The organism is Synechococcus sp. BIOS-U3-1, from assembly GCF_014279975.1.
Taxonomy (GTDB): domain Bacteria; phylum Cyanobacteriota; class Cyanobacteriia; order PCC-6307; family Cyanobiaceae; genus Synechococcus_C.
Map to the genome: position 1 here is coordinate 1,352,573 of NZ_CP047936.1, position 12,359 is coordinate 1,364,931.

14 protein-coding genes are annotated in these 12,359 nt (G+C 53.4%); 11 read left to right on the plus strand and 3 right to left on the minus strand.

Annotated elements, in window-relative coordinates:
* Nucleotides 1–20 precede the first annotated feature (20 nt).
* The 11 genes from SynBIOSU31_RS07080 (at nucleotide 21) to fmt (ending at nucleotide 10,409) form a co-directional block, all read left to right on the plus strand.
* Nucleotides 21–389 carry a YkgJ family cysteine cluster protein gene (locus SynBIOSU31_RS07080; RefSeq protein ID WP_370593695.1) on the plus strand — a complete coding sequence of 123 codons (369 nt, stop codon included), beginning with the start codon at nucleotides 21–23 and terminating at the stop codon, nucleotides 387–389.
* Nucleotides 389–718: a TMEM165/GDT1 family protein gene (locus SynBIOSU31_RS07085; protein WP_186492720.1), complete on the plus strand. Its 330-nt coding sequence runs from the start codon at nucleotides 389–391 to the stop codon at nucleotides 716–718. The genes SynBIOSU31_RS07080 and SynBIOSU31_RS07085 overlap by 1 nt, the downstream gene beginning before the upstream one ends.
* Before the next feature lie 42 nt (nucleotides 719–760).
* Nucleotides 761–1,066 carry a TMEM165/GDT1 family protein gene (locus SynBIOSU31_RS07090; protein WP_186492721.1) on the plus strand — a complete coding sequence of 102 codons (306 nt, stop codon included), beginning with the start codon at nucleotides 761–763 and terminating at the stop codon, nucleotides 1,064–1,066.
* A 122-nt stretch (nucleotides 1,067–1,188) separates the two neighbouring features.
* Complete coding sequence (locus SynBIOSU31_RS07095) at nucleotides 1,189–3,552, plus strand: RNB domain-containing ribonuclease (protein WP_186492722.1); 2,364 nt, start codon at nucleotides 1,189–1,191, stop codon at nucleotides 3,550–3,552.
* Nucleotides 3,549–4,157 carry a flavin prenyltransferase UbiX gene (locus SynBIOSU31_RS07100; protein ID WP_186488729.1) on the plus strand — a complete coding sequence of 203 codons (609 nt, stop codon included), beginning with the start codon at nucleotides 3,549–3,551 and terminating at the stop codon, nucleotides 4,155–4,157. Before SynBIOSU31_RS07095 ends, SynBIOSU31_RS07100 begins: the two co-directional genes overlap by 4 nt.
* A complete protein-coding gene (locus SynBIOSU31_RS07105; RefSeq protein ID WP_186488732.1) occupies nucleotides 4,136–4,666 on the plus strand; it encodes a hypothetical protein in 531 nt (176 codons plus the stop codon). Before SynBIOSU31_RS07100 ends, SynBIOSU31_RS07105 begins: the two co-directional genes overlap by 22 nt.
* A gap of 267 nt (nucleotides 4,667–4,933) precedes the next feature.
* Nucleotides 4,934–5,404 carry a DUF2996 domain-containing protein gene (locus SynBIOSU31_RS07110; RefSeq protein ID WP_255477439.1) on the plus strand — a complete coding sequence of 157 codons (471 nt, stop codon included), beginning with the start codon at nucleotides 4,934–4,936 and terminating at the stop codon, nucleotides 5,402–5,404.
* 72 nt (nucleotides 5,405–5,476) lie between these two features.
* Nucleotides 5,477–6,559 (plus strand): magnesium-protoporphyrin IX monomethyl ester (oxidative) cyclase, encoded by a 1,083-nt coding sequence (gene acsF, locus SynBIOSU31_RS07115; RefSeq protein ID WP_186488740.1) that lies wholly within the window; start codon nucleotides 5,477–5,479, stop codon nucleotides 6,557–6,559.
* A complete protein-coding gene (locus SynBIOSU31_RS07120) occupies nucleotides 6,559–8,007 on the plus strand; it encodes a TldD/PmbA family protein (RefSeq protein WP_186488742.1) in 1,449 nt (482 codons plus the stop codon). Before acsF ends, SynBIOSU31_RS07120 begins: the two co-directional genes overlap by 1 nt.
* Before the next feature lie 2 nt (nucleotides 8,008–8,009).
* Complete coding sequence (locus tag SynBIOSU31_RS07125; RefSeq protein WP_186488743.1) at nucleotides 8,010–9,377, plus strand: TldD/PmbA family protein; 1,368 nt, start codon at nucleotides 8,010–8,012, stop codon at nucleotides 9,375–9,377.
* A 24-nt stretch (nucleotides 9,378–9,401) separates the two neighbouring features.
* Nucleotides 9,402–10,409 (plus strand): methionyl-tRNA formyltransferase, encoded by a 1,008-nt coding sequence (gene fmt, locus SynBIOSU31_RS07130; RefSeq protein WP_186488745.1) that lies wholly within the window; start codon nucleotides 9,402–9,404, stop codon nucleotides 10,407–10,409.
* Nucleotides 10,410–10,432: 23 nt separating this feature from the next.
* Here the strand turns inward: fmt and SynBIOSU31_RS07135 are convergent, their stop codons facing one another.
* The 3 genes from SynBIOSU31_RS07135 to SynBIOSU31_RS07145 form a co-directional block, all read right to left on the minus strand.
* Nucleotides 10,433–11,632, minus strand: a complete 1,200-nt coding sequence (locus SynBIOSU31_RS07135) for a DEAD/DEAH box helicase (RefSeq protein WP_370593715.1) — start codon at nucleotides 11,630–11,632, stop codon at nucleotides 10,433–10,435.
* Between the two features lie 157 nt (nucleotides 11,633–11,789).
* Nucleotides 11,790–12,014, minus strand: a complete 225-nt coding sequence (locus SynBIOSU31_RS07140) for a hypothetical protein (protein WP_186492908.1) — start codon at nucleotides 12,012–12,014, stop codon at nucleotides 11,790–11,792.
* Nucleotides 12,015–12,019: 5 nt separating this feature from the next.
* Nucleotides 12,020–12,355 carry a DUF6464 family protein gene (locus tag SynBIOSU31_RS07145; protein ID WP_186488748.1) on the minus strand — a complete coding sequence of 112 codons (336 nt, stop codon included), beginning with the start codon at nucleotides 12,353–12,355 and terminating at the stop codon, nucleotides 12,020–12,022.
* Between the last annotated feature and the right edge of the window lie 4 nt (nucleotides 12,356–12,359).

Below are 12,359 nucleotides of genomic sequence, written 5' to 3' on the forward strand. Positions count from 1 at the left end.
CAAGGTTTTGGGGTGGTCTTGTGACTCGCGCTCGACAGCAATGGTCATGCATGGATCAGTGCGGTGCCTGTTGCCGGTTAGCACCTGATGAACGCCCGGAAGCAGTTGCAGCTCTCACTCCCCTTCAGCAGCAGAAATATCTGTCAATGGTGGGTGAAGATGGATGGTGCATACATTTCGACAGTGGAGCAAGGCGTTGTCGGATCTATGAATCGCGTCCGGATTTCTGCCGGGTGAGCAGCCTCTGCAGCTTGTTCGGCATTCAACCTGATCAGGCGGACCCTTTTGCGATCACCTGTTGTCGACAACAGATCCGTTCAGTGCATGGCGGTCGCAGCAGAGAACTGCGTAAGTTCGAACGTCTCATCCGTTCAACGGAACCTCGGTGATGACTGAATCCGGCACCACACAACGTCCTGGTTTCACCACTGTCCTTCTGACAACCTTCACAACGGTTTTCCTTGCCGAACTTGGCGATAAAACCCAGTTGGCAACACTTCTGCTGTCCGCGCAATCTGGGCAACCCTGGCTTGTGTTCGGTGGTGCTGCACTGGCGTTGATCTGCTCCAGCCTGGTCGGCGTTCTAGTGGGACGTTGGCTGTCAACAGTGATGCAACCGGAACGGCTCGAGCAGATGGCCGGACTACTGATGTTGGGACTTGGGTTGTGGCTTGGTTCTCAGGCACTGCAGTCATTGATCTCCACCAGCCCTCTGTGACGAACCTCGCAGGATCGACTCGCTCTTGAACCTTTTTTTGTCATGAATCTCACCCTGCTTCTGTCCACGTTCGCCACTGTTTTTTTGGCGGAGCTGGGCGATAAAACGCAACTCGCCACTGTGGCAATTAGCGGTACATCCAACCGCCCTTTGGCTGTGTTTCTCGGCTCATCATCAGCACTCGTGCTGGCAAGCCTGATCGGTGCCATTGCGGGTGGATCATTAACAGGCGTCATACCCGCCGACTGGTTGCAGCTCATGGCGTCGCTTGGATTTCTAGCGATTGGACTAAAGCTGCTTTGGCCACTCCTCAGTGGAGCGGAAACAACCGCAGCCGCTGACGACTGAATCTCCATACGAGCGAGGGGCCCTTAAGATTGTGGAATCAAGGGATGACGCGGTCTTTCGCTGCACGCGCACCCGAGATGATTCCTCCCGGTCCTGAAGGCCGGTCCCCGTAAACCGTTCCGATGAAATTCACGGTCGCTGACCTGCTTGATCAGGTCCCTGATGAGGGTTCCCTGGAGATCGCCAAGCTCGAAAAAATCCTGCGGCTGACTAATCGTTCCGAAAAACAGTCTCTCGGACTTGCTGTTCAGGGATTAACCAAGCTTGGAATCCTGGATCTCACCAGCGATGGAACCCTTTGCAGGGGGTCAGCTGACGATCTGGTCGAAGCTCGTCTTCGCTGTAGCAGCAAGGGATTTTGTTTCGCGATTCGCGATGACGGTGGAGACGATATTTATATCCGTGATCATCAGCTCAATCACGCCTGGAATGGCGACAGGGTGCTTGTCCGACTGACTCGTGAAGGAGGCAGACGCCGTTCCCCAGAAGGAGGTGTGCAATGCATTCTTGAGCGGACCACCACAAGCTTGCTGGCAGCGGTGGAACAACAGGAAGAACGGGTGATTGCGGTTCCACTCGACGACCGATTACTGGCGTCGATTGAATTGTGTACAGAAGATGCCACCCATGCGGAAAAACCCGTAGGCATGGCTGTTGCTGAGGTTGTGCTTGATCGCTATCCGATCGCACAATTTCCAGCTCGAGGTCATGTTGCACGCTCTCTTCCCCTCGACGGTGGTTCGAGTGCCGATCGTGAGCTGATGCTCACCAAAGCCAATCTTCATCAACGACCGGCACCTCCTCGCGCCAGTTTCAAGGCTCCATCCACCAAGAAACGTGAGGATCTGAGCGAACAACCCTCTTTGATGATCAGCGGTTGGCAAGCGGAAGGCGCGCCAACTTTGCCAGCTGTTCACGTCATCCCCCATGAAGGTGGCACCAGGCTTTGGATTCATACACCCGCTGTGGCAGAACGCCTAAGTCCGGGAAATAGTTATGACCAGTGGCTTCTCAATCAGTCGGAAAGCCTCTGTCTTGGGGGGCACTGGGTACCACTACTTAGTTCTGCTCTTGCAAAGGCCTCGTCCTTTTCTGTCGGCGATGTGCAAGACGCTGTTTCATTGCGTCTTGATATTGATGTCGATGGTGGATGGCGTGACTGGGAATTTTGCTTGAGTCGAGTTCGCCCAGTCGCTGAAGTAAATGCTGATGCCTTTCACGCTTTGGAATCTCGTAAACCAAAGTCCAGAGCTGTTCCTGCCGCTTTGAAGTCGATCAAAGACCAGATCGGTCAGCTAGAAACACTTATTTTTTGTGCAACAAAGTTGCATGAATCAGACCGAAAGGACGGTCGCATCGAATTGGATCTGAGACGCGCTCAATCTGATGATCTTGGTGATCTAAACCGTGTGTCGCCCGACGGGGATGGTCAGAATTGGTCGACGCCATTGAACACCAGTTGCCCTAATTCGGTTCTCTCCGTTCTCATCCGGCACGCTCATCGAGTCTGGGAAGAGCACAGCCGTCAGCTGGGTTTACCAGCAATACTTCTTGATGCACCACCTGCGGACGACGCCGCACTCAATGATGTTGCCAAGGCCGCTGTGGCGCTGGATGTGCCACTTGAGTTGGACGAAGACGGAGCACCAACACCGTCCGAACTTTCACTGGCCCTTGCCAACAGTGATTCGAGCCATGTCCTCAATCTGCAACTCAGACAGGCTTTGCCGGAGAGTCTTTATCGGGTCGCAATCATGAACAGGGAATCTGTTCCCGAACCCTCTGAAGAGGCCTCGATCGAGTCCAATGAAGATCAGGTGAATCATGAACCCGACAGCAACGACGCTGAGGGATCGAGCAACCAAGCTCTTCAACCCATTGCTCCATGGTGCTGCCCAACGCTGCATCAGGCAGATGTCATTAACCAACAGGTCCTTTGTTCACTGCTTAATGACGGTAAAGATCGACCAAATGTGCGCCAAAAGAACAAAGTAAAACTTGGTGAAAAGGGAGTTGCTGCCTCAATCAGCTGGCCTCTATTCACGGCGTCTCAAGAGCAGAAAATATTGGACATGATCCGCGAACGCACCGTGCAGAAGTTGAATTCGCGTCGTCGCCAAGTTGAGGAGCTCAAGAGGGATGTCCTGGCAATGACCAAGGCCCGTAGCGCAGAGCCCATGCTCGATCAGCAGCAAACCGGTGTAATCAGTGGGGTTCAGAGCTACGGATTTTTTGTTGAAATTGCTCCTTCAATGGTTGAAGGTCTAGTGCATGTCAGCTCACTGAATGATGACTGGTATGAATATCGATCAAGACAAAATCGTCTGGTTGGCAGACGAAGCAGGCGCGTCTATCAACTTGGTGACGCCGTCGAGGTAAAAGTTCTCAAGGTTGATGTGCTGAGAAACCAAATCGATCTTGAAGTGGTTCCTGCCTCTGCTCCTGTTTCTGACGATCCTCTGCCGGTAGCTGTGAGCGAGGAATGATTCCTTATGTGATCGGTATCAGCGGAGCTTCCGCACAACAGCTTGCTGAGCGCACATTGCAGTGGATGTTGCGCCGTGATCTGAGCGTTCACGTGATTCTCAGTCGTGGTGCCCATGAAGTTTGGCGCGCAGAACGGTCGATTTCGGTTCCTGTGGATTCAAGACTTCAGGAACGCTTTTGGCGGGATCGACTTGGAGTTGAACAAGGTCAACTGGTCTGTCATCGCTGGAACGATCAATCAGCTGTTGTCGCCAGTGGCAGTGTTCCTACCAAAGGCATGGTGGTGGTGCCCTGTTCCATGGGAACCGTTGGTCGCCTGGCGGCGGGACTTGGCGGAGACCTTCTTGAACGCTGTGCAGACGTTCATCTCAAAGAGGGCCGTCCTCTGGTAATTGCACCGCGAGAAATGCCATGGAACCTGTTGCACCTTCGCAACCTCACGACTCTCGCTGAGGCAGGAGCAAGGATCGCTCCTCCGATACCGGCCTGGTACACCCAGCCAGAAACCATCGACGACATGCTCGATTTCCTCGTGATGCGTCTCTTTGACTCGTTAGGGGAATCGCTCACGGACCAGAAGCGATGGCAGGGGCCTCAGATATGACGCGTCTACAACGTCTGCTGCTGATTCCCTGTCTTTCACCCCTACTTCTTTCAATACTGATCGGTTGTCTCAATCTCGGAAAGGGAGGCAGCCTTCGCATCCTCACGTGGGAGCTACCCAAGCTTCCCATTGGCGTATGGATTGCTGTAGCCGCAACATCAGGTGCTGTCCTTGGATCTGGAGGTGTCCTGGCGGCAGGTTCGTCAACCCAGCAGACCCTGCAACGGGAGGTTCGACGACCGTATGCATGGCAAGAAGAGACTTCAGAACAGGTCACTCAACGTGCTGCCACTGCAGCCGCAACCATGCCTTGGCCACAGAGAGACGTGCGTGATCCTGCCCCCACAGTGTCTGTACCGTTCCGGGTGATTCGGACCGGTCGATCATCAAAGGACGACGTTGCTGAGTCGGAGGTGAAGGAGCAGGCTTTCTCCCAGAGAGCACAGACTCCAACACCATCAACAACCGTTTCTGATGATTGGAATCAGCCGCTATCGACAGATTGGTGAGGCTGGTGGGAAGTGCCCAGGGCTGTCTACAGTCCCGCGAACGATTGATGTCCGGTGAGCGAAACCTCCGACACTCCTGCAAAGCTTGAAATGCCTGACGTGCCGGACACCACTGCAGGTGTAAAAGGCTCAGCGAAAGCAGATTCACCTGCCTCACCGAACAAGAGAGAAGCAGCGGTGCCAACTGACCAAGCTGCCAAGTCCAAAACAGCTGATCAGGCATCGAGCATTGATCAATCCGCGAAAGCTGCCACAGCCGACAAGCCAGTGAAGGCAGAGAAAGCTGCCAAATCAGCGGATGCCGGTCAATCCGCAAAGCCAGCCAAAACAGACAGCGCAGATCAACCGCCTAAGCCCGCAAAACCAGCTCCAAAGCCAAAACCGGAGGACAAGCCCTTTGCAGAGTTCATCCAGGAAAATCTGCTGCCTTCACTGAGCAAATCCTTGACTGAACGTGAACAAGCACCGATCAGTCTTGAGCTCGTTGAAGGAGAACGACCTGTGGTGGGTGGTCGATGTTGGATGATTCAAGGCGAATTGCCCGCAGGACGGCGGTTCTGGCTTTGCTTTGAATCCGATGCGATCACATCTGGCAAGACCATTGTCCTCGCTGAATCCGGTTCAGACCCAAGCCTGCTGGAATCCTTCTTGATTGATGAGAAACGCATCAACCAGGCCTTGTTGGAATCCCGTTTACTTCAACGCCTAAATGGGCAGAAGTGGTTCGGAGGCAACTGAACCAATGGGTTACACCAAGCCCCGACTGGGCCTGGACTCCATTTACGATGGAGACAACACACGTTGGATCTGATGGTGCCTCCCACCGCTGTGAATGACACGAAATCCGGGGGTCCCGGCGTCTCCGTCAAAGATCCAGTCAAGGACACGATCCTCACTCCACGCTTCTACACAACAGACTTTGAAGCCATGGCGGAGATGGATCTCCGCCCTAACGAAGCAGAACTCGAGGCTATTTGTGAGGAGTTCCGCAAGGATTACAACCGTCACCACTTCGTGCGCAACGAGGAGTTTGACGGTGCTGCCGACAAGCTCGACCCTGACACGCGCCGTGTGTTCATCGAGTTTCTTGAACAGAGTTGTACTTCCGAGTTTTCTGGTTTCCTTCTTTACAAAGAACTAAGTCGTCGTATCAAGGCTCGCAATCCTCTTCTTGCTGAATGCTTTGGACATATGGCTAGGGATGAAGCCAGGCATGCTGGTTTTCTCAACAAGTCCATGAGTGATTTTGGGCTTCAGCTTGATCTTGGTTTTCTTACTGCAAATAAGAAATATACGTTTTTCAAACCTAAATTTATTTTCTACGCCACCTATCTTTCTGAAAAAATTGGTTATTGGCGCTATATCGCTATTTTTAGACACCTTGAAAAAAATCCCGAGAGTAAAATCTTCCCTATCTTTAATTTCTTTGAAAATTGGTGTCAAGATGAAAATCGACACGGAGACTTTTTTGACGCTCTCATGAAGTCTCAGCCTGAAACCGTTCGTGGACTTCGTGCACGGCTATGGTGTCGTTTCTTTTTACTTGCAGTTTTTGCAACGATGTACGTGAGAGATGTAGCTCGAAAAGAGTTTTACGAAGCTCTCGGGCTGGACGCACGCGAATATGACCGGATGGTGATTGATAAGACCAATGAAACATCAGCTCGTGTGTTCCCCGTCGTTCTTGATGTTAAAAATCCGCGTTTTTACGAACGCTTAGAGAACATCATTATCAACAATGAATCTTTAGAATCTGTTGATCAAAGTTCTTCCCCAGCTCCTATCAAATTTGTTCGCAAACTTCCACACTGGTTTGCTAACGGAGCACAAATGGCTTCTCTGTTCCTGATGGCACCTGTTCGCAGTGAAAACTTCCAGCCCAGTGTGCGCTGATGCAGTCAACCCTTCAAAAATCTTTGGTTGGATTCAATGATCTTGATCCAGACCATCACCCTTGGCGTCAGCGCCTCGACTCTCTGCTGAATTTGGGCGTCAGTGCCGGAGCAGATCTCGTCGAAGTATTCCTTGAACGTACTGATCATCTCGGCGTTCTTGCAGAGCAGGACAAGATCACAAGTGTGGGTCCCTCATTTGGTATGGGAGCTGGTATTCGAGTGTTTCGGGCTGGTCGAGATGGTTTCGTCAGTACCAACGATCTGAGCGATCAAGGTCTGGAAGAAGCTCTTCAGCAGGCTCTGGCCATGCTTCAGCTCAGTACATCCACGCTGGCTTCACCAGGCGCATTTGATGGGCTTGGTCCACTTCGCAACTTCGGCTCTTCCAAAAACGATTGGTTGGACGGCACACCTGACCTCGTCACGATTACTCAACGTCTTCTTGAAGGAACGCATTGTTTGGAGAAGCGCGGGCAACATCTCGACGTCCGTCGAGGCAGCTTTGCTCGCGACTGGCAAGAAGTACTCGTGGCCGCAAGCGATGGGACGTTTGCCCGAGACATCAGGCTGCACCAGTCCAGTGGTTTGAGTGTGCTCGCTGCTGATGGTGAACATCGTTCCAGCATCGCCCGTCGTTACGGAAGCACCGATCGTCCTGACGATTTGTGCAACTGGAATGTTGATGCCTCTGCTCAGGAGGTCTGTGACACTGCTGCCAAAATGCTTCGCGCTGATTACGTCGACGGTGGCCAAATGCCCGTTGTCCTCGCCAACCGATTTGGCGGTGTCATTTTCCATGAAGCCTGCGGCCACTTGCTTGAAACCACCCAGGTGGAGCGTGGTTCCACACCTTTCGCCGACAGCATCGGTGAAAGCATCGCCCATTCAGCTGTTACCGCGATCGATGAAGGCATGAGTGGCGGTGCTTTTGGGTCCATCTCCATGGATGACGAGGGAATGGAACCGCAGAGAACCGTTCTGATTAAGGATGGAATCTTGCAATGTTTTCTGAGCGACCGTGCAGGTGAAATGCGCACGGGTCATGCACGCACTGGCAGCGGTCGTCGACAGAGTCACGGGTTTGCTGCAGCCAGTCGCATGCGCAACACCTACATCGACGCTGGTCCGCACAGCATCAATGAACTCATCAGCTCGGTTGACCACGGTCTGTATTGCAAGTCCATGGGTGCCGGCAGTGTTGGGGCAACCGGTCAATTCAACTTTTCTGTTGAAGAGGGTTACCTGATCAAAAATGGTGAACTCGGTCAACCCGTCAAAGGCGCCACTCTGATTGGTGATGCCAAAGAAGTCATGCCCAGGATCTCGATGTGCGCTGATGATCTTGAGCTAGCTGCCGGTTACTGCGGATCCGTCAGCGGCAGCGTATTTGTAACCGTGGGTCAGCCCCACGTGAAAGTGGATTCGATCACTGTGGGAGGTCGTTGATCATGCCTAACGAACCACTCAATATCAACTCGCTACAGGATCAACTTCAGTCCCTGGCACGGCGTGAAGGAATCACAAAATGGGATCTCGGCGCCAGTCGAAGCAACAGTTCTTCTGTTCAAGTCGATCGAGGTGAGGCCAAACAATTAAAAGCTGCTCAACGCAGTTCGATCACCATCCGAGTGTGGAACCAACAAGGATTAGTCGGCATCACAAGCACGTCTGATCTTTCCAATTCAGGTCTGGAAAAAGCGCTAATGGGTGCGCAGCAGGCCAGTCATTTCGGTAATCCAGATGATGTTCCTGGTTTTTCCCCCCTCGCCACTGCTCCTCAACCAGATCTTCATCGTCCACTTCAGAACGCTCAAGGAATTCAGAGCCTATTGAATCAACTTCTTGATGCTGAAAAGGAGCTTTTGAGCCGGCATCCGGCCATCGGCACTCTTCCCTACAACGCCATGAACGAGGGCAGTAGTGAACGCATTTATCTCAATAGTGAAGGTGCACTGCGCCAAGCTCAGCGCACTCAGGCAAGTATTTTCCTGATGGCACGCGCAGAAGAAAGCGGTCGCAAACCTCGGAGCGGGGGAGCCGTTCGACTTGCTCTAGGCAGCAGCGATCTCGACCTGGCGGGATGCATTGATGAAGCGGCAGAACGCACCATCAGCCATCTGAACTATCAGCCAATCGATACCGGGCGCTACCTCGTCTGCTTTTCGCCAGAAGCTTTTCTGGATCTGATCGGTTCCTTCAGCAGCATGCTCAATGCAAGAGCCGTTCTAGATGGTGTGAGTCTGAGCAAAGCTGACTCAATCGGCGAAACTCTTGCTGTTCCTTTCTTCAATCTCACTGATAACGGATTGCATCCTGCCCACCTCGGAGCAATGCCCTTTGATGGAGAGGGCACGCCAACGCGAGCCCTTCCTCTGATCCGCGAAGGTTGCCTGGAGAACTTTCTGCATTCCGAAGCCACTGCGCGTCATTTCGGAGTGGATCCAACTGGGCATGCAGGAATGGGAGCCAAGGTGTCTGTAGGTCCCGACTGGTTTGAAATCAGTTGTACCCCCTCCATAACCACTGGAGCCGATCAACTTGACCACACCACAACATCTGACACCTTCGTTTTGATCGATAGTCTCAGTGCTCTCCATGCAGGGGTCAAAGCCAGCCAGGGCGCTTTCTCTCTGCCGTTCGACGGTTGGCTGGTCAAAGGTGGAGAACGCATCTCCGTTGAGGCAGCAACAGTGGCTGGAGACATCCGGGAACTCTTACGTTCAATTGTTCATCTGGAGCCGGAAGCCGTTGTGACCCATGAAGGTGTCAGTCCTTATGTGTGGGTTGATGGTCTGGCGATCACCGGTGAAGCCTGAACAGTCACTGCTGATTCATTGGTCTTGAAAATTCTGTTCTGGGGTACACCCATTTATGCCGTGCCCACGCTGGATGCTCTGCAGAGCGCCGGACACCAGATTGTCGGTGTTGTCACTCAGCCTGATCGTCGTCGAGGTCGAGGAAAACAATTGATGCCTTCAGCTGTGAAAGCGCGGGCTCTGGAACTCGGCTTGAACGTTTACACCCCTGAGAGAATTCGTCGAGATCATGACTGTCAACAGCAATTAGCGGAACTTGGTGCTGACCTTTCCGTGGTTGTGGCCTTTGGTCAGATTCTGCCCACAGAAGTGTTGATGCAGCCACCTCTGGGGTGTTGGAACGGCCATGGATCACTTTTGCCGAGATGGCGAGGGGCCGGCCCAATTCAATGGTCCATTCTTGAAGGTGATGCTCAAACAGGCGTCGGCGTGATGGCAATGGAAGAAGGGCTAGACACCGGTCCAGTGCTTATGGAAAGGGAAATCGAAATCGGTTTACTTGAGAACGCGCATCAACTTGGCAACCGACTCAGCAAACTCACAGCGGAGCTGATGGTGGAGGCAGTCCCTCGGATTGAAACCGCTGGAACCGGACCGGAAGAGGAGCGACTTCGCAAGTTGGGGGTGCGCTACCAGACGTCTGAGGTCAGCTACGCAAGAATGCTCGTGAAAACTGACTACCAGGTCGACTGGTCAGCCTCTGCTTTGGCCATCCATCGCAAGGTGATGGGTCTTTACCCAGGTGCTGTGACGCTCTGGAAGGGGAAAAGGCTGAAATTGCTGGTCACTGAACCGCTAATTGAACGACTTGGAGTCGAGCTGAGCACTGCTGCGCAACAGCTGCTGGGCCGCTGGCAGACCGGTGGCCACCCGGCAGGGACTGTTCTTGACAGCAATGAGGCCGGTTTGGTGGTCAGCAGTTCGGGTTGTCCACTGCTAATCCGAGAAGCACAGCTGGAAGGGAAGGCCCGGAGCCATGGTCGAGCTCTCGTTCAGCAATTGCAGACCACTGTGGGAGACACATTGGGCTGACTCAAAGCACTCCGATGGTGTGCTCAGCGTCTGCGTTGGCGAGATACGGGTGTGGCGCTGCGACGAGTGCGTTGATTGCCGCGTTGATTGCTACGCCGTTTACCACCACCGAGGTCAAGAGGTGGAGCCGTCAAAATCGTCGGTTCAAAACCCTTCACTTGTTCTTTGCGCAACGCTTCCCCTGTGAGGCGCTCAATGGCCTTCAGTAAGAGTGATTCCTCAGCAGCAACAAGCGAAATGGCATGACCGGTTTCACCAGCACGACCGGTACGACCGATGCGATGAACATAATCTTCGGCCACATTGGGAAGATCCAGGTTCACCACGTGCGGCAACTGTTGGATGTCAATCCCGCGTGCAGCAATGTCTGTCGCGACCAGTACACGGACGCTGCCCTGCTTAAAGCCCTGAAGGGCTCGAGTACGCGCACCTTGGCTCTTGTTGCCATGAATCGCAGCTGCTTCGAGACCTTCGTTGCTGAGTTTTTCTGCGACCCGATTAGCACCATGCTTGGTGCGTGAAAACACCAGCACCTGACGCCAATTGCCACTTCTGATTAGATGACTGAGAAGTTCCGGCTTCCGTTTCATGTCACACGGGTGAACAACCTGCTCCACAGAGCGTGCCGTCTGATTTTCAGGCGTGACTTGAATCTGCAGTGGGTGATGCAGCAACCCTGTAGCCAGCTTTCGGATCGGCGGGCTGAACGTGGCGGAGAACAGCAGAGTCTGCCGATGCTCGGGCATCAAGCGAATCAATCTGCGAATGTCATGGATGAAGCCCATATCAAGCATTCGATCCGCTTCGTCCAGCACCAGGCATTCGAGGTGATCGAAATGCACGACTCCTTGCTGATGGAGATCAATCAATCGGCCCGGCGTCGCGACCAGCAGATCCACTCCTCCCTGAAGTCGATCAATTTGCGGATTGATCTTGACTCCTCCGAAAACCACATCACTTCGCAAGGGAAGGTGGTGCCCGTAAGCACGCACATTCTCATGAACCTGTGCTGCCAATTCACGGGTCGGGGTCAAGACCAGTGATCTCACCTGACCACGACCGGAGCGTCGACCATGCCGAAGTCGTTCGAGCATTGGCAGAGTGAATCCACCGGTTTTTCCAGTACCTGTCTGAGCAGCCGCCATAACGTCGCGACCACTGATCACCGCTGGAATCGCCTGTTCCTGAATCGGTGATGGGTGAATGTACCCCTTATCCCTCAGCGCCTTAAGAAGGGGTTCTCCAAGTCCCAAGTCTTCGAAACCGACCTGTGAATTGACCGTGACAGAAGTCTCGCCGATCGTGTTGGAGCCCAATTGTTCACCCTAGGAGGCGGCCATTAAACCCCTCCTTGTTGCTGGCGGGACTTGAACAATAAATTCAGATGATCTTCCAAACGGCATCCTCAGGAATCTCAGGAGCAGCGAATAGATCGGACGGTTCTTGCTGAGTCACCCGCCAAGCAGGAACTCTGGTGTCGCGATAAGTGCCGTGTTGAATCAGCACTCCTTCCTGCTCATCAGTGCTGGCATAAAACCCACCTTCCCAATGGGACTGTTGATTCAGGCCACCACGAAACCAAACCCAGCAGCGCACGCGTTTCATGGATGTCACGGCGACCAATGACTGCAACGCTCACATGGTCCTTCAGGAATCACGGCACAGCGCATCAGAGGACTTCGGGCATTAAAACGACACGCCGGATCACCAATGACCCAACCATGCTGAAACCAACGAGCATCTGAAGGTCGCTTCTGAGGCTTCACCATCAGCACGACAGAGCTCAACTGATATCGACCGGAATGGAGGCGGTAACGATGACGGCGCTGCATCACAAGAAAACTGTCGTCTTCGTGTAAAAACCAGCGGCCCGGGGAAGGTGGCTCATCGAGTTCAACACGATCAAGCAGTTGATCACTGCCGGTCTGTCGGATTTCCACGAGCATGAAC